Annotated in this window: 22 protein-coding genes; all 22 read left to right on the top strand. The window is 48.6% G+C overall.

Features of this window, described 5'->3' with window-relative positions; translation table 11 throughout:
* Nucleotides 1-77 precede the first annotated feature (77 nt).
* Complete coding sequence (locus AK95_RS31790) at nt 78-452, top strand: hypothetical protein (protein ID WP_071223916.1); 375 nt, start codon at nt 78-80, stop codon at nt 450-452.
* A gap of 201 nt (nt 453-653) precedes the next feature.
* Nucleotides 654-1,265, top strand: coding sequence for a genetic competence negative regulator (locus AK95_RS31795; RefSeq protein ID WP_071223917.1), 612 nt, complete (start codon nt 654-656; stop codon nt 1,263-1,265).
* A gap of 57 nt (nt 1,266-1,322) precedes the next feature.
* The gene (gene prsW / locus AK95_RS31800) at nt 1,323-2,018 is read left to right on the top strand and encodes a glutamic-type intramembrane protease PrsW (RefSeq protein ID WP_071223918.1); all 696 of its coding nucleotides are present in this window, start codon (nt 1,323-1,325) and stop codon (nt 2,016-2,018) included.
* A 73-nt stretch (nt 2,019-2,091) separates the two neighbouring features.
* Entirely contained in the window at nt 2,092-2,238 is a 147-nt protein-coding gene (locus tag AK95_RS34660) for a hypothetical protein (protein WP_181469710.1), read from the top strand.
* Nucleotides 2,239-2,327: 89 nt separating this feature from the next.
* The gene (ypeB, locus tag AK95_RS31805; protein ID WP_071223919.1) at nt 2,328-3,677 is read left to right on the top strand and encodes a germination protein YpeB; all 1,350 of its coding nucleotides are present in this window, start codon (nt 2,328-2,330) and stop codon (nt 3,675-3,677) included.
* 211 nt (nt 3,678-3,888) lie between these two features.
* A complete protein-coding gene (locus AK95_RS31810; RefSeq protein WP_201259461.1) occupies nt 3,889-4,542 on the top strand; it encodes a flagellar brake protein in 654 nt (217 codons plus the stop codon).
* A gap of 64 nt (nt 4,543-4,606) precedes the next feature.
* On the top strand, nt 4,607-4,894 hold the full coding sequence (locus AK95_RS31815) for a DUF5359 family protein (RefSeq protein ID WP_071223921.1): 288 nt from the start codon (nt 4,607-4,609) through the stop codon (nt 4,892-4,894).
* 178 nt (nt 4,895-5,072) lie between these two features.
* Nucleotides 5,073-5,753: a (d)CMP kinase gene (cmk, locus tag AK95_RS31820; RefSeq protein ID WP_071223922.1), complete on the top strand. Its 681-nt coding sequence runs from the start codon at nt 5,073-5,075 to the stop codon at nt 5,751-5,753.
* Nucleotides 5,754-5,774: 21 nt separating this feature from the next.
* Nucleotides 5,775-6,365, top strand: a complete 591-nt coding sequence (locus AK95_RS31825; protein WP_071223923.1) for a lysophospholipid acyltransferase family protein — start codon at nt 5,775-5,777, stop codon at nt 6,363-6,365.
* 121 nt (nt 6,366-6,486) lie between these two features.
* A complete protein-coding gene (rpsA, locus tag AK95_RS31830; protein ID WP_071223924.1) occupies nt 6,487-7,704 on the top strand; it encodes a 30S ribosomal protein S1 in 1,218 nt (405 codons plus the stop codon).
* 211 nt (nt 7,705-7,915) lie between these two features.
* The gene (gene der, locus AK95_RS31835) at nt 7,916-9,238 is read left to right on the top strand and encodes a ribosome biogenesis GTPase Der (RefSeq protein WP_071223925.1); all 1,323 of its coding nucleotides are present in this window, start codon (nt 7,916-7,918) and stop codon (nt 9,236-9,238) included.
* Nucleotides 9,239-9,249: 11 nt separating this feature from the next.
* Nucleotides 9,250-9,876, top strand: a complete 627-nt coding sequence (gene plsY / locus AK95_RS31840; protein ID WP_071223926.1) for a glycerol-3-phosphate 1-O-acyltransferase PlsY — start codon at nt 9,250-9,252, stop codon at nt 9,874-9,876.
* A complete protein-coding gene (locus AK95_RS31845) occupies nt 9,869-10,909 on the top strand; it encodes an NAD(P)H-dependent glycerol-3-phosphate dehydrogenase (protein WP_071223927.1) in 1,041 nt (346 codons plus the stop codon). The genes plsY and AK95_RS31845 overlap by 8 nt, the downstream gene beginning before the upstream one ends.
* Nucleotides 10,910-10,972: 63 nt before the next feature.
* Nucleotides 10,973-11,248 carry a stage VI sporulation protein F gene (locus tag AK95_RS31850; RefSeq protein ID WP_006209456.1) on the top strand — a complete coding sequence of 92 codons (276 nt, stop codon included), beginning with the start codon at nt 10,973-10,975 and terminating at the stop codon, nt 11,246-11,248.
* 142 nt (nt 11,249-11,390) lie between these two features.
* On the top strand, nt 11,391-11,570 hold the full coding sequence (locus AK95_RS31855; protein WP_071223929.1) for a DUF2768 family protein: 180 nt from the start codon (nt 11,391-11,393) through the stop codon (nt 11,568-11,570).
* Nucleotides 11,571-11,611: 41 nt separating this feature from the next.
* The gene (locus AK95_RS31860) at nt 11,612-12,196 is read left to right on the top strand and encodes a hypothetical protein (protein ID WP_071223931.1); all 585 of its coding nucleotides are present in this window, start codon (nt 11,612-11,614) and stop codon (nt 12,194-12,196) included.
* Between the two features lie 70 nt (nt 12,197-12,266).
* Nucleotides 12,267-12,626, top strand: coding sequence for a 2Fe-2S iron-sulfur cluster-binding protein (locus AK95_RS31865; protein WP_071223933.1), 360 nt, complete (start codon nt 12,267-12,269; stop codon nt 12,624-12,626).
* A 24-nt stretch (nt 12,627-12,650) separates the two neighbouring features.
* Complete coding sequence (locus tag AK95_RS31870) at nt 12,651-13,403, top strand: hypothetical protein (RefSeq protein WP_162487681.1); 753 nt, start codon at nt 12,651-12,653, stop codon at nt 13,401-13,403.
* 605 nt (nt 13,404-14,008) lie between these two features.
* Complete coding sequence (spoIVA, locus tag AK95_RS31875; protein WP_071223935.1) at nt 14,009-15,487, top strand: stage IV sporulation protein A; 1,479 nt, start codon at nt 14,009-14,011, stop codon at nt 15,485-15,487.
* A gap of 259 nt (nt 15,488-15,746) precedes the next feature.
* A complete protein-coding gene (locus AK95_RS31880; RefSeq protein WP_006209463.1) occupies nt 15,747-16,019 on the top strand; it encodes an HU family DNA-binding protein in 273 nt (90 codons plus the stop codon).
* 84 nt (nt 16,020-16,103) lie between these two features.
* Nucleotides 16,104-16,328: a trp RNA-binding attenuation protein MtrB gene (mtrB, locus tag AK95_RS31885; protein WP_071223937.1), complete on the top strand. Its 225-nt coding sequence runs from the start codon at nt 16,104-16,106 to the stop codon at nt 16,326-16,328.
* A gap of 173 nt (nt 16,329-16,501) precedes the next feature.
* On the top strand, nt 16,502-17,464 hold the full coding sequence (locus AK95_RS31890) for a 1,4-dihydroxy-2-naphthoate polyprenyltransferase (RefSeq protein WP_071223939.1): 963 nt from the start codon (nt 16,502-16,504) through the stop codon (nt 17,462-17,464).
* Nucleotides 17,465-17,629 lie beyond the last annotated feature (165 nt).

Below are 17,629 nucleotides of genomic sequence, written 5' to 3' on the forward strand. Positions count from 1 at the left end.
CCTGTATTTATGTAGCATGAGTTCCTGGCGGTGCGAGAACAATAATCTCGAGTTTATCATAGAAGGAGGTATCATTTGTGAAGACTTCGTCATTTCTATATGGTGTCATTATCGGCGCCGTTGCATGCCGGATGATTACCCGTAATAACAGCAGGTTCTTCTCCTCAATGATGAAAGATGCGAATCTTGGCCGATTCGCGGATACCGCGATGAGTAAAATTCAGGGCACGAAGAGCCAGCAGTATTCCGGCTCGAGCCAAGAAAGCGTGTCTCCCAGTTCAGGCCGACATGATTCCACTCATTCCAATGGAACTGCTGGGGTACAGACATCGACTCATTCGAAGGCTGCCAACCTGAAACAAGTCAAGGATTTTATCCGAAACAACCCTGATGTCAAGAACGAAGTCGAACAGATTTTGAAAGAAACCCACACCGTCATACCGGGTTTGTAAACGGCATGAACCATTTTGAATCATTCTCGGGGACCAGCCACACGAATCCCTGCGAATGATTCTTTTTTCTTGAGTTACATATTTACGTGCATTTGTGGGTATTAAATGATAAAATCAATTATATAAAACCATTTTTATCACGTCATAATCCAGACATCATAATTTGTTATAAACTTTTGTTTACGTAAGGAGGATCCTGTCATGAAAATAGAGCGTTTGAGTCAAGATAAGATACGGATTTTCCTCACGTTTGACGATCTGAGTGAGCGTGGGATCCAGAAGGAAGAGATGTGGCAGGAAATACCGAAAGTTTATGACCTGTTTACGGAGATGATGGATCAGGCATACAGTGAGCTCGGATTTGATGCCACCGGACCTCTTGCCGTTGAGGTGTTTGCACTGCCTGCCCAGGGCATGGTGGTTATTGTGACGAGAGGGAAATACGATCATCATTTCGGCGGCTTGTCCGAAGAAGATATGCCGGACGAGATTTATGAAATGGAAGTAACGCTGGATCAAAGTGATACTATCGTCTATGTTTTTCAGGATTTTGAAGTGCTCATTGAAGCATCGCATATGTTGAAGGACCTTGTAGGCGGAGCGGGTAAGCTCTATCACTATATGGATAAATGGTTTTTGTACTTCGATCCTGAGGAATTGGATAGCGAGAAGCTGCCTGCGGTTATTGCGATGCTGGCTGAATTCGGTGAATCCTCTTCAGTAACGGAAGCTATGCTGGAGGAATACGGTAAGAAAGTAATGCCTCAGCAAGCGGTTGAGGTTATCTGTACACACTTCCAGCGTCAGCATTAATTAAGGTGGGCGTGCGTGCCGGACTTCAGGCCCGCAACTAACGGAAGGGGAATTTTAGTGCTGGTGTTCTCGGTAATTGCGTCAGCTTTGGCGCCGGGACTCGCATTGCTCACGTATTTTTACCTGAAAGATAGGTATGATCAAGAGCCCCTGCACATGGTGATCAAAGTGTTCATGTTAGGGGTTCTGGTCGTTTTCCCGGTTATGATTTTGCAGCGGGGAATGATACTATGGCTTGGCGACAATCCGGTAGTCAACTCATTGCTCGTTTCGGCGGGTGTTGAGGAATTTCTGAAATGGTTCGTAATGTATCATATTATTTTTAACCATACGGAATTTGACGAGCCTTATGACGGCATCCTTTATGCAGTGGCGATATCGCTTGGATTTGCTACGGTAGAGAATTTGCTTTACGCCTGGTACAGCCAGGCGGCCTTTGGTCCGATGTTCCTGCGGGCGCTGCTGCCCGTATCGGGACACGCAATGTTTGGCGTCATCATGGGATACTACATGGGACATGCGAGATTCACGGAAGGAAAACGAAGAAGGTTCTTCCTCGTTCTATCCTTGTTCCTGCCTTGGATGTGGCATGGTTTGTACGACCTGATTCTGAGTCTGCTGACCCACACATGGGTATGGTTCATCGTACCGCTTATGGTGCTGCTATGGTATGGCGGCATGGGCAAAATCTCTAGAGCTAATAACCGTTCTCCTTTCCGTTTCATTAAGCGGGAGGAAGAGGTTAACACTTAACAAATCAGGGCACACTTCATTCTATAGACCTCGGCTGACAGCCAGGGAATCATAGAAAGGGAGGTGTCTTTTTTTGCGTGTAAAAGTGAAAATTCTTTGCAAAGATTGCGGTGAACGTTTTGTGCTGCGGGGAAAAAAGGAACAGGGCCGGATCGAAACCGGATTTAAGCAATGTCTGTGCAACAACCGCGATCACTTCGAGATTGAGGAAGATTTCTAAGGGATGAAGGAATTATACAGAAATGCATAAGACTTCTTTCTTCTAGTCAAACTAACGGCAGTGAGTAGAAGAAAGGAGACTATCGCATCATGTACAAACGATTAAGCGCTATCCTGTTTCCTGTGGCCACAATTTTATTGATCGGGGCTCTGGTATGGGGTTACCAAGAGAATAAAGAGAAAAACGCCATATTGATTAATGCCGAGAACCAATACCAACGGGCATTCCATGACTTGTCGTACAATATGGACAGGATTCATGCCGAACTCGGCAATACGCTCGCGGTGAGCTCTACCTCCCAAGGGATGCATCGCAAGGGCTTGATGAATGTATGGCGCCTAACCAGCGAGGCTCAAAATGAGATCAGCCAGCTGCCGCTTACGCTCCTTCCCTTCAACAAGACCGAAGAGTTCCTTTCCCGAATTTCTAATTTTGCATACAAAACAGGTGTGCGTGATTTGACGAAGGAGCCGCTCAGTGAGAACGAGGTCAAAACGTTGAAATCCTTGTACGCCAACTCCGGCGAAATTACAAAGGATTTGCAGCATGTGCAGAACAAGGTTATCGCAAACAGTTTGCGCTGGATGGATGTAGAGACGGCACTGGCTACCAATAAAGTCGAAGATAATTCCATTATTGACGGCTTCAAAACGGTGGATAAGAAGGTGGAGTCCTACCCTGAGCTTGACTGGGGACCATCGGTAAGCAGCATTTACAACCGCCGTTCCGTGAAGCAATTGGCAGGCATGCCGATATCGGAAGAGGATGTGAAACGCAAAGCGCTGAAGTTCTCGGATGTGGGTAATGATGCCAAAGTGCAAGTGACGAAGAACGGAAATGGCACTGAGTGGGTATCGTATACGGCAAAGGTACAGCATCCGAATGGTCATATGCTCAGCATGGACTTTACCGAAAAAGGCGGCCAGCTGATCTCCTATACGGATGAGCGGAATGTGGGTGCCAAGCAAGCGTCGGTTCAAACGGCAATCGACAAAGCCCAGCAATTTCTGACGAAAAAAGGCTATTCCGACATGACGGTTGTTTCGGCGGACCAATATGACAACCTGGCTAACTTTTCCTTTGTTCGTGAAGAGGATGGCGTGCTGATTTATCCTGAGAAAATCACGGTTCGTTCGGCTATGGACAATGGGGATGTCATTGGATTCCAGGCCAGCGACTTTGTATACGAGCATCAGATCAAGCGAGAAATCCCGCAGCCGAAACTTAGTCTTGCCGAAGCGGAGAAGGTCTTGAACCCTGAGTTTAAAGTGCTCTATCACCGTAAAGCCTTAATCAAAAACGACCGCTCCGAGGATACTCTGTGTTATGAATTCGGCGGGCGGATTAATGGAGCCCAGTATCGGATTTACATTAACTCAGATACCGGCCTTGAGGAAACGGTCGAGGTCGTGAAGGATGCACAGTCAGGAATTAAATAAGCAAAGCACTGTGTGATGCAAGCCGGGTTCAGGAGATTTCCTGAACCCGGCTTTTTTTGGTTGGATGAAGTAACTAAAAGCAAGGTGGAGAGTCCCGAGTTCCCGAGGATTGACATGAATCGACCTTGATTTGAAGATTTTGTCCTATGGGCCTTGGGATCCCGTGATATAATGGAACATAATGATTATGATGAATTAGTGGGTGAGCGCATTGTATCCAAAGATTAACGATGTCCTCTATATCCAGTTGGATACGGGGGATGAGAAGGAAGCTAATATTGTTTATAAATCCCGCATTTCCGACATGGATGACGATTCGATGTATATGGAGGTTCCGCTGCAGGAAGGGACGGGCAAGCTGAAAAAGCTGTACATCGGGGACGAGCTGTCCGCTTACTTTTTAACGGAAGGCGGAGTCAAAAATTTCTTCAATTCCCACGTCCTTAGCCACCATGAGGATATTATCCGTCTGGTTCGCATCAAGAAGCCGGAGCAGGATCAAATTACGAAGGTGCAGAGAAGAAGCTTCCTTCGGGTGCAAGCCGAGCTAGAGGTAGCCGTTATGACCAAAGACGGCGGCCAGTTTCTAGCCAAAACCGACGATGTTGGCGGCGGTGGCGTATCCTTTCATCTGCAGCCGGATCAAGCGATTGCGGAAGGGAGTATTTTGTCTTGCTGGATCCTTATCCCGTTTAAGAACGGATCCGTGGAGCATGTCCCGTTTGAAGGCGAGGTTGTGAGGGTGAAGGAGCTCCCAACCAACCGAAGCATCGTTATGCTCAAGTTTAATCAGATCGCAGATATGGAACGCCAGAAGCTGATTCGTTATTGTTTTGAGAGACAGTTTGATTTTCGCAACCGTTAATGCATAAAAGGGACAAGCAGGTGGCACACTATCCGAAAATTTTGTGCCGGAGGAACTGTCAGCCATGTCAGAAGTAGTAAACGAACGCGACCAGCTTCTCGAAAAAACAGGACTGGAAGTTAAGGAATCCGAGCAGGGACAAGCCCTGCATGACCGCTACGGGTACATGCTGCTTAAGCTGCTAATCGGACTAGTGCTTGCCTTGGTGATCACCCAGCTCCTATTGCATTATGAGCCTAGCCGGCCCTATATCTCGCCAATTCAGCAGATGGAGGGTGTTCCCGTTAACGAGCCAAATGTAAACGATTGGATGGGGGAAAACACCCCTTCTCTTTTGCATCACTCTAGCTAGTGTGGTATAATTTTCACGTCGCAGGCGGGCGCCTGCTTTTTTCTTGAAATATAAGATTACGCCTTTGTTTCATCTGCGCTGTGTCTTATATATTTTCACTAGAGAAACGGTGATCCCGTCCGCAACGGATGGTAAGCCCTTTCGATTTCGAGGTAGATGTTTGAGGAGGAATGCCCCGTTGGTTACGCAGGGGACAGGTTATCGCGACAGAATTAATATTGCCATCGACGGTCCGGCAGGCGCGGGTAAAAGCACCGTAGCGCGTATGGTAGCCAGCAGGCTGCAGTACATCTACGTGGATACCGGAGCCATGTACAGGGCAGTCACCTGGTTCATGCTGAACCAAGGGATTTCTCCAGAAAATCCCGAAAAAGTGCTTCAACATGCACAAAATATGGTGATTGAATTAAAACCGCATGAAAATGGTCAAATGGTCTGGCTGAACGGGGAAGACGTCACGCCGTATATTCGTTCACATCAGGTTAGTGCAGTGGTATCCCAATATGCACGAATCGAGGGTTTGCGGATAAAGCTTGTCCGTTTACAGCAGCAAATGGCGGAAGACAAGGGCGTTGTCATGGATGGACGTGACATCGGCACAACCGTTTTGCCGGATGCTGAAGTGAAGATTTTCATGACGGCCAGTGTCAAGGAACGAGCTCTCCGCCGCTTCAATGAGTTGAGTGATGAAGGCATATCGCTGGAACAACTGGAAAGAGATATCGCAGAACGTGACAGGCTTGACCAGGAACGTGAAGTGTCGCCCCTCCGATGCGCAGAGGATGCCATCATACTGGATACGACACATATGGATATCAATCAGGTTGTGGAGGCAATCCTTTCATATTGCGAAACTTAAGTGGGATGGGGAGAAATGGGCATGATTTATGTTTTTTGCAGAGCGGTGGTCCGCGGTTTGTTCGCTATTCTCTACAGATTTGAATCTGTCGGCGTACATAACATTCCTTCAGAAGGCGGCGTGCTAATCTGTAGCAATCATATTAGCATTCGAGATCCGATATCTGTGGGCATTCACGTCAAGCGCCAGGTTAAGTTCATGGCCAAGGCGGAACTGTTCAACATTCCGGTGTTCGGATGGCTGGTTCGTCAGCTTGGAGCATTTCCGGTCAAGCGCGGGGGAGTAAGCAAAGATTCGATCAAAACCGCCCTCACGATTCTGCGCACAGGCGAGATCATGGGTATCTTTCCTGAGGGCACGCGCAATTCCGATTCAACTGCGGCCAAACGGGGTGCAGCTAGTTTCGCTCTCCGCAGCGGGGCGACGGTCATACCGGCTGCGATCATTGGAGATTACAAGCTTTTTCGCAAAATGAAAATCATCTATGGTGCCCCTGTGGATCTATCAAGCTTTGAAGGTGACAAGTCACCGGAAGCGCTGGATGCAGCAACCGAGTTGATCATGGCCAAGATTCACGAAATGCGCGCAAGCGGCAAGCCAACCGTGAACTGATTTATTTCGTTCCATGCATAAAAAGCATGGGGAGATTGGAAAGATACTACAGCAATTATGTTTTGAACTTCGCGAATGCGAGTTTAAATAAATGGGGTTTGAATTGAGGAGGTTATTTGACATGTCGGAAGAAACAAGAAATGAAGAGGCTGTAGAAAACCAAGAGCAGCTGGACCAAATCGTATCCTTGAAAAAAGGGGACACCGTGAAAGGGACGATCGTCAAACTGGAGGACAACCAAGCTTATGTAAGCATTGGATATAAATATGACGGCGTAATTCCTGTTCGCGAACTGTCTTCTGTACAGCTTGATAACGCATCTGATGCGGTTCAGGTTGGCCAAGAGGTAGAGTGCAAAGTCGTTAGCATTAACGACGACAAGGAAAGCCTGGTTCTTTCCAAGCGCGCGATCGACACTGAGAATTCGTGGGAAGAGCTTGAGAAGCATTTTGCGGATCAGGACGTATTCGAAGTAACGGTGGCTGACGTTGTTAAAGGCGGACTCGTAGCCGATGTGGGTGCACGCGGATTTATTCCTGCATCCATGGTAGAGCGTCATTTCGTTGAAGATTTCAGCGACTACAAAGGCCGCACGCTTCGCGTGAAAGTGAAGGAACTGGACCGCGAGAACAACAAAGTGATCCTTTCCCAGAAGGATGTTCTCGAAGAAGAGTTCGAAGCAAACAAACAAAAAGTGATGTCCGAGCTTCAAGATGGCCAAGTGCTGGAAGGTACAGTACAACGCCTTACGCAATTCGGAGCATTTGTTGATGTTGGCGGGGTAGACGGTTTGGTTCACGTATCCGAGATCGCTTGGAGCCACGTCGACAAGCCTGCCGATGTACTGTCCGAAGGTGATCAAGTGCGTGTAAAGGTACTTAAGGTAGATCCTGAAAAAGGAAAAATCAGCCTCAGTATCAAAGCAGCCGCTCCAGGTCCTTGGGAAACAGCTGGCGAGCAATTCAACACGGGCGACATTGTAACAGGCGTTGTTAAACGTTTGGTTACTTTCGGAGCTTTCGTTGAACTGGCACCAGGTGTTGAAGGTTTGGTTCATATCTCCCAAATCTCCCACAAGCATATCGGTACACCGCAAGAAGTATTGAAAGAAGGCCAAGAAGTTCAGGTTAAAGTGCTTGATATCAACACTTCTGAGCAACGTATCAGCCTGAGCATCAAAGAAACGGAAGAAGCGCCAGCTCAAGCTCCACGCGCTGAAAAACCGTCCAAAGGTCCTAAAATCGACCTGAAAGACAACCCGAACGTTTCTTTGAACAATCAAGGCATGAGCGTTACGCTTGGAGAGCGTTTCGGCGATAAGCTGAGCAAATTCAAGTAAGCCCGGGAACAGTTTTGTTCGGTCTATTGACCTATCATAACGAAGTCGGCGAACCCAGAAATCTGGGTTCGCCATTTGTTTTTTTAGGGGACGAACGTTTGCGGATGTTGTAACATGGGGTAGAGCATAATAGAAATAAAGATGAAAGGTTAGCCAATTGTAACGTTTTTTGCTATGATGATAATCGTAAGAATTGACAGGAGGAGTGACTATGGCAAGACCCGTAGTGGCTATCGTTGGACGGCCTAACGTCGGTAAATCCACCATATTTAACCGATTGATTGGCGACAGATTAGCCATCGTTGAAGATAAACCGGGTATTACCCGTGACCGGATTTACGGTAGTGCCGAATGGAATGGTAAAGCGTTCAGCGTCATTGATACCGGCGGTATCGAAATCGACGGCGATGACATGATATTGAAATCCATCCGCATGCAGGCCGAGCTTGCAATTGAAGAAGCGGACGTCATCGTATTTATGTGCGATGCCAAGACAGGGGTTACCCAATCGGACGAGGAAGTTGCACAGATTCTGTTCCGTTCAGGTAAACCTGTCATCCTAAGCGTAAACAAAGTGGATAATTTGAAGCGTGTTGATGATATCTATGAGTTCTATTCCCTCGGATTTGGCGATCCTGTCGGAATATCGGGCAGTCACGGCACAGGGATCGGCGACCTGCTGGACGTTGTGGTCGAGAATCTGCCAGAGCTTGAAGACGATGGATATGACGAGGATGTTATTCGAGTTGCCCTGATTGGCAGACCGAATGTGGGCAAGTCCTCCCTGGTTAATGCCATTCTGGGAGAAGAGCGCGTCATTGTCAGTGACGTTGCCGGTACCACTCGCGATGCTATTGACACGCCGTTCGAGAAGGATGGGCAGCGGTATGTGCTCATCGATACGGCGGGCATGCGCAAACGCGGGAAAGTGTATGAGACCACGGAGAAATACAGTGTCATGCGCGCCATGCGTGCCATCGAGCGTGCGGATGTCGTTCTCGTCCTCATCAACGGGGAAGAAGGCATCATCGAGCAGGACAAGCATATTGCCGGTTATGCCTATGAGGCCGGTAAAGCCTCTTTGTTCGTTGTGAACAAATGGGATATGGTCGAGAAGGATGACAAAACGATGCAGCAGTTCGAGAAAAAGATCCGCGATCATTTCTTGTTCATGACCTATGCACCGGTTGTTTTCCTGTCGGCCAAAACGAAGCAGCGTTTGCAGAAGCTGCTCCCTGTCGTTAAGCATGTGGCTGATCAGCATTCGCTGCGCGTGCAGACGCATCTCCTTAACGATGTCATATCCGATGCGATTGCCATCAATCCGCCTCCAACGGATAAGGGAAGAAGATTGCGTATTAACTATTCGACACAGGTTGCAGTCAAGCCGCCGACCATGGTCGTATTCGTCAACGATCCGGAATTGATGCACTTCTCATATGAGCGTTACCTTGAGAACAAGATTCGGGCCGCGTTTGACTTTGAAGGTACACCCATCAGGATATTTACTCGAAGAAAGTCTGATGAGAGTTAGGGGAGAATAGCTTGATTTTGGAGATCGTAGCGATAGTAGTGAGTTATTTACTCGGATCAGTAAGCTTCAGCGTACTGCTTGCCAAAATCCTGAAAGGGATTGACATTCGTCAGCATGGCAGCGGCAACGCCGGGGCAACCAATACCCTTCGCGTCCTGGGAAAGGGACCTGCCATACTGGTATTGGCTTTGGATGTAATAAAGGGCATCGCTGCGGTTTGGATCGGACGATGGCTCGGGGGAGACAATGCGTGGCTGCCGGGATTGTGCGGTATTGCGGCCATTATCGGTCATAACTGGCCTCTATACTTCCGCTTTCGAGGCGGCAAAGGGATTGCAACAGCCATTGGGGTGCTTGCTACGCTTTGCTTTATACCAGCGTTTATAGCAGGCATTATCGCAATCCTATCTATTGTTTTTACCCGTTATGTATCTTTGGGTTCCCTTATATTTGTAGTGCTTACCCCTGTTTTTCTATTGATCGCGGATTATTCGTGGCCGATCTTTTGGACAAGCTTGATCATATGCATATTCGCCTTCTGGCGGCATCGCTCGAACATTGTGAAGCTTGTGCAGGGGCGTGAAAACAAGCTGGGTTCCGGAAAAGGAAAGGACAAAGGAGGGAAGCGCGTTGTCTGACAAAGTCGCTGTTCTGGTGGCAGGCAGTTGGGGAACCGCTTTGGCAAGTGTTCTCGCTTCAAATGATCTGGATGTGGTCGTCTGGACAAGAACGGAGGAACAGACTCGTGAAATCAACGAGTCGCATACCAACAACCGTTATTTACCCGGTGTGGAGCTACCACCGAATATCCGCGCTACAACCGATATGAAAGAGGCGGTCTCTTCGGCTGCTGCCGTGGTTATCGTTGCGCCTTCGTCCGCGATGCGGGAGGTGACGGGCCAACTGAAGAAGTACTGGACCGAAGACATGCTGGTGCTTCACGCAACCAAAGGCTTTGAGATCGAATCCTTGAAGCGGATGTCCACTGTCATATCTGAGGAGCTTGGCTGCGAGGAAGGCCGTGTTGTCGTTTTATCAGGACCGAGCCATGCGGAGGAAGTGGTCAGACGCTGCCCGACAACGGTTGTTGTGGCTTCTTTGGATGCCAAGGCGGCTGTGGCCGCTCAGGATTTGTTTATGAACACGTATTTCAGAGTGTACACGAACCGGGATATGATTGGTGTTGAGCTGGCCGGGGCCTTGAAGAACATCATTGCTTTAGGGGCCGGGATGTCCGACGGACTGGGTTTCGGCGACAACGCCAAGGCAGCTCTTATTACGAGAGGTTTGGCAGAAATATTGCGAATCGGCATGGAAATGGGCGCGAATCCGCTGACGTTTGCCGGGCTTGCGGGAATCGGCGACCTCGTGGTTACCGCCACCAGCCAGCACAGCCGAAACTGGCGGGCTGGTTCGATGCTCGGTCAGGGGAAGAAGTTAGATGAGGTTCTGGGCTCCATGGGTATGGTTGTGGAAGGAATACGCACGACACAAGCCGCACATGCCATTTCCGAGAAATACGGCGTACAGATGCCGATAGCCGATCAGCTGTACCATGTGTTGTTTAAAGACCGGAATCCCCGGATCGCCGTAGAAGCCTTGATGGGCCGGGATCCCAAAACAGAGATGGAAATGATGCCGCTTGAAACTTGGGAGCAATGGCACACCTAGCTTATTCACCATTCCGATGATTGACTCATATATTGATGTGAGGATGTCGGAGGAGGGGTGGAAATGAGCAAAAGCTTTCACAAGGATGTACTGAATGCGATTAACAAGAAAAGCGGCAAGAAAATTTCTTCAGGGGCTGTCAATAAGCTGGCTAGCACGGTTAAGCCGTCTACAATGCAAAATGAAGCCCAGCTCCGCCAGCTGATCAAGCAGGTATCTTCGATGGCGAACATACCTGTTAGTGAGGACACGATCCAGGAGATTGTCGGCGCGGTGAAGAAAAGTGGCATGAATCCGAGCAATATGGAAGCCTTGATGAAAATGATGATGAACAAATAAGATACGATGATGATGTTGAACAAAAGACGCTCCGGATTGGATAGCGGCTTTTGTTCTTTTTTTCGACATACCTGGGGTGAGGCGCTATCATTTTCGTGATATAATAGGTTGAAATTGATGAGAGATTGGAGAGTTTCGTGACATGGATCCGATGCAAAAGATGTGGCTGTCCCTAGTCGCGTTATTGATTATGGCACTGTCCGTCATAGTGGTTACGCTTGCGCGAAGCAAGACCAAGGGTTTTCTGCGCGGCGCGCTGTCGTTCGTGGCCTTTATGATGATGATTTTCGGTTTTATTATTGGACTGGCCTCCATCATATAACGTAGGAAGCCAATCCGGGACGATACGTAAAGGGGTGCAGCATGACGCTGAATGATCTGCCGGAATTGGAGAGTGTGTTAGCTACCGCCATTCATAAGCTGAATCAGGTACCTGTGGCTTGGCTGCTCGGTGGAAGCTGCAGCTTGCTCCTTCAGGATGTAACTTTGGACAAACCGCCGAGAGATATCGATATATATACCGATACTGGGGGCGTACAGCCTTTGCATGAGTCGCTGGCTTCTATGGCCGTGGATGCTCCCCGCTTGGACCAAGAAGGGATATATTCTTCGATTTTGAGCCACTATGAAATAGAGAAAGTCCCGATTGAGCTGGTAGGCGGATTTGAAGTGAAATCAAACGGATCCTCCTACTGTGTTGAGATCGATCAATTGCTGTATCCTGCAGCACCAGAGAGTCAAATACAGGGCGCCACGGTACGGCTCATGCCGTTATCCCATGAACTGGTGTTTAATGTGCTTCGGGACAGGCCGGATCGATACGTTGCCATTGCGGAAGCGATGCTGCGGGACATGGACCATCATATGCCGCTTCTTCAGCAGTTATTAAGCCGGAACCAGCTGCATGGGGAACATCGAATGGTTTTGAACCGATTAACCGGACTTTAACCGGAGTACTGAGTGAAGCAGCCAGGGAGTATGGCAGAAGGTGTACATAAGAAAAGGAGCGCGTTTATCGTTGGACTACGAGGTATTATTTCAACCGGATCAGAAAAAGGTCAAGGTTCGTCCGCACACAAACGTCCTGGATGCCTCGCGTCGGGCCGGTGTGCGTATTCCTACCCGTTGCGGAGGCAAAGCCGGTTGTTTGATGTGCAAGATCATTGTCCCGAGCGAGGAACGCGATCATTGCTCCGCTCCGGAGCCCAAGGAAATCAGGAAGCTGGGGACATCGATGATTGAACAAGGCTACCGGCTATCCTGCCAGACGAGGATCACGAATCATATCAAGGTAATGATTCCCGAGGATCCGCTCAAAGCTGCGATACGTAAACAGCTGGAGGCGGCGAGAAATCGGGAGTCCGATGACTTTATTTAAAGCGAAGGATGATGTTAGTTGAGTATGAACACTTGGATGACCCAAGCGGCAGGCCGTTCGAAGCGGATGTCTGCCGTCTTAGTCCTGGTGCTGTTTCCGATGTTGCTGACAGGGTGTCTTTATCCTGACGAGAAATTGCAGGAGAACAAGGTTTCATATAGGGAAAGTGTCAAGCGGATACAATCTGCCGTAGATGATTTTTATAAAGAACAGGGAATTTTGCCGATAATTACGGCAGGTCCGGAAGTTCCACGATATGAGAAATACCGGGTCGACCTTGATCAACTGAAGAACCGGGGATACATTGACCAAATCCCGGATACGGCATTTGAGAAGGGCGGCAGTGGATATTTTCTCATTATTAATGAGGAAACGGAGCCAACCGTGAAGGTCATGGACTTGACCACGGCCCAGAAGGTGAATGACGTTCAGAGAGCGGTTAATTTGTACAAAATGGCGCATGACAACGCGCTTCCCGCAGGGGAAGCCCTCTACCCGGGATACACGGCGGTGGACCTGTCCAAGACCGATGCTAAATCCGTTAGATTGATGAGTGTGTACTCAGGTCAGGAGATGACCTTTATGATGGATGAAGAGGGAACGGTGTACGCCGATTATGCCTTTGATATTATGCAGGCGATCCAGAAGAACGGTTCCGATCCGCAAGAAGGAGAGGATTTACGGGTGTTCCTGGAGAAAGAATCCTATTATGTCCCGGTAAAATCCGTACCTTATACATGGAAGGATGGGCAGCCCGTTGCTCAGCCGCTATCCTAAACCTATACCCGCCGTTATCGGCGGGTATTTTTGTTGACCCTGTATGGTTACCGATATTTGCCTGAAGAATTAGCACACGAAAGCAAAGAGGCGGTTTGCATTTTTTCCTGGAGAACCTTCTTCGATAGATTTTTTTGAAAATGGTTGAATCTCTTTGGAATATCTATTAAAGTGCGCGCATATTCATAATCTGAAAGAGTAGTGCGGGCAAGAGCCGGTTGCCCACATCATGAGGCATATGAAAACGTCTGAAGGCGCGTTGCATGAAGACAAACCGCGCCCCAGCGGTAGTTTTTCTTTACGGTATTCGATGGAGGTGTCTAGTTGGTATAGGCCTATTCGATATCTTAAAAAAAACTGGACGGACTTTAAGGGGCAACCGTCATATTTTTGAACCCGGTACATATGATGTTACTAGTCCAAATGCATGTACGAGTTACGCCGCTTTGCCGTTTCCATCAAAACTCATGGAATACCGGCGGCGGGATGCTGGCGACATTGTAAAGGCTGCTCATCTGTTGCAATGGCTTTGGCTATGAGTGGAACACGAAGCGGATGCTCTTAAAGCATTTTTCCTTCGGAGTAATTTGAGGAGGGGATCTCTTTTGGAAAAAGTGGACATTTTTAAGGACATTGCCGAACGGACCGGAGGGGACATTTACTTAGGTGTTGTCGGTGCCGTCCGTACGGGAAAATCAACCTTCATCAAGCGGTTTATGGAGACGGTTGTTCTCCCGAACATTACGAACGAGGCGGATCGAGTAAGAGCTGTCGATGAGCTGCCTCAAAGTGCTGCTGGGAAAACGATCATGACAACCGAGCCGAAATTCGTGCCGAACAACGCGGTACAGATCAAAGTTACGGAAGGTCTTGAGGTCAACGTCAGACTGGTGGATTGTGTAGGCTATGCCGTTGAAGGCGCTAAGGGCTACGAGGATGAGAATGGCCCGAGAATGATCTCGACGCCATGGTTCGAAGAGCCGATTCCGTTCCAGGAAGCGGCTGAAATCGGAACCCGAAAAGTCATTCAGGAGCACTCCACGCTTGGCGTCGTTGTCACCACAGACGGAAGCATTGCGGAAATTCCGCGCAGCTCTTATGTCGAGGCTGAGGAGCGCGTCATCGAGGAACTGAAGGAAGTCGGCAAGCCATTCGTGGTGGTCATTAACTCGACGCGTCCACGCAGCGAAGAAGCGCTTCAGCTGCGCAACGAGCTGGCAGAGAAATACGACATTCCGGTGATGACACTGAGTGCAGCCACGATGACCGAAGATGATGTAACCGGCGTTCTTCGTGAAGTATTGTATGAGTTCCCAGTGCATGAAGTGAACGTTAATCTTCCTAGCTGGGTTATGGTGCTTAACGAGAACCACTGGCTGCGCAGCAACTATGAGAACTCGGTCAGAGATACCGTGAAAGATATCCGCCGTCTGCGTGACGTGGATCGGGTGGTCAGCCAGTTCATGGAGTATGACTTCATCAACCATGCCGGCCTTAGCGGCATGAATATGGGTCAGGGCGTTGCCGAGATCGATCTCTTTGCACCTGACGAACTGTATGACCGGATCTTGATGGAGGTTGTGGGTGTCGAGATTCGCGGTAAAGATCATTTGCTGCAGCTGATGCAGGAGTTCTCCCATGCCAAACGGGAATACGACCGCTTCGCTGAAGCGCTTGAAATGGTTAAAACGACAGGTTACGGTATTGCTGCTCCTTCCCTGGCTGAGATGGCGCTGGATGAGCCTGAGCTTATCCGTCAAGGCACTCGCTTCGGGGTAAGATTGAAAGCGACCGCGCCTTCCATCCATATGATTCGGGTTGACGTGGAATCCGAGTTCTCGCCGATTATCGGCACAGAGAAGCAGAGCGAAGAGCTTGTGCGCTATCTGATGCAGGATTTCGAGAACGATCCGATCAAAATTTGGGAATCCGACATATTCGGACGCTCGCTGCACTCGATCGTTCGTGAAGGAATTCAAGGCAAAATCGCGATGATGCCTGACAATGCAAGATATAAATTGCAAGAAACTTTAGGTCGGATCATCAACGAAGGTTCCGGCGGTTTGATTGCGATCATTCTTTAAGTGAGTATCGCTAAGGTGTTGAATACGCAGTCGCTAACGGGTCTAAAGTCCCGATTAGCGGCTGTTTTTCGTGTTTTCTTTGGTCTGGCAAAGCAAAACGCTTGAAATTATGAGATGGCTGTATTACTATAAATTTGTTCCGCGTCATGCATTCTAAACGCGAGATAGGGGTAAAATACCCGATTGCACGTATAATTTGCGGTAAAACGGAAACAGTGAATAGCAAGTGGAGCACATTCCTTGTTAGGGAGGTGAAAGAATGAATAAATCGGATCTGATTACACAAGTAGCTGAATCTACTGAGCTTTCCAAGAAGGATGCAACTAAAGCGGTTGATGCCGTTTTCGATGCAATCTCCGAAGCGTTGCAAAGTGGAGATAAAGTACAGCTGGTCGGCTTTGGCAACTTCGAGGTTCGCGAGCGTTCCGCACGGAAAGGCCGCAACCCGCAAACAGGTGAAGAAATCGAAATCCCTGCGAGCAAAATTCCTGCATTTAAACCTGGTAAAGCGCTCAAAGACGGAATCAAATAAAGATTTCTACATATTACCTAAGAGCAGAGGTCGTGAATTCGTTCACGGCCTTTTCTTTTAGCTTACGGTGAGGAGGTCTGAACAATGGAGAACGTTCAAAACGGGGATTATTTTATCGTCAAAGCGCTGGACCATGGCGTGCAGGTGATTGGCCTTACCCGAGGTCAGGACACCCGGTTTCATCATACCGAGAAGCTGGACAAAGGCGAGGTCATTATCGCCCAGTTCACGGATCATACGTCTGCGGTGAAAATACGCGGCAAAGCAGAGGTCATGACCAAGCACGGGAAGATTGAATCCGGCATCTGAATTAGGATTATGATCTTGGCTAAGCCCCACCAAATTGGTGGGGCTTTTTGATCTTGCTCCAAAAGTAACATTCGTCACATTTGCAAACTCGTTTGTCAAGTACAATTCCAACAGACCGCGGCCATGAAATCCTTTAATCTGAAATCAGATCAATTGGATAAAGGATGATGGTTATGGGAATCCGAGCTTTTTTTAAACTGGTGGAAATTCAGACAAAGGTAGCCAGCATGATTCCGTTCCTGTTCGGAACTTTGTATGCATTGTTTCGTTTTCAGCAGTTCGATGGATATCATTTTGCCCTGATGCTGGCATCATTGCTGTCGTTTGATATGGCAACGACGGCGATCAATAACTATTACGACTATAAAAAAGCGATTAAAAAGAACGGGTTCGGTTACGAGCAGCACAATGCCATTGTACGTTATAACCTTAAGGAGCCTGCGGTCGTGTCCGTCATCATCGTACTGCTATTGACAGCCGTTGGTGCAGGGATCGCGCTGTTCTTATCTACGGGCTGGTTAATCCTGCTGCTGGGGGGATTGTCTTTTGCCGTAGGGATATTATATTCGTTCGGACCGATTCCGATCTCGCGGATGCCGCTAGGCGAGCTGTTCTCCGGATTGTTTATGGGATTTGTCATTCTATTTATTGCGGCATGGATCCATGCGGATGGTGGTCATCTGGCGGTTCTGGACCTCCAGGACGGCGTTCTGTCCCTGCAGGTGAACCTTCCTGAGGTACTGCTGCTGCTGGTGGTATCACTGCCGGCCATTCTTGGGATTGCCAACATCATGTTGGCCAACAACATCTGCGACATGGATGAGGATATGGAGAACAAGAGATACACGCTGCCCGTATATATAGGATTCAGGCCATCTCTGAAGCTGTTCCGAATTCTGTACTGCCTTGCTTATCTGGATCTAGTGGCTTTTCTCCTGATGAAGGTGCACCTCGTGTTAATTCTTCTGGTGTTCGTGACCCTTGTCCCGGTTTATAAAAAAAGCGCCCTGTTCACTGCCCATCCTTCCAAAGAGAAGACATTTGTGATCGCGGTGCAAAATTTCGTCCTCATGAATCTGGCGAGGATCGCCGCGCTGGGAGTAGCCGTGGTATGGACTTCACGATCGTTCTTCTAAACCGATCGGCTCGTTTTCCTTGAAGCAGGCATAGCCTGCTCAGGCTGTCGAGAAAGTCTCGACAGCTATTTTTTGTACATTTAATTCAACACGACACCGCGTTAATATTATATAATATTAGTAAATAAACCGTTCGGAAGGGTGTTAAACATGTTGCGTTCTAAC

The sequence above is a fragment of the Paenibacillus sp. LC231 genome (assembly GCF_001860525.1).
GTDB lineage: Bacteria > Bacillota > Bacilli > Paenibacillales > Paenibacillaceae > Paenibacillus_AQ.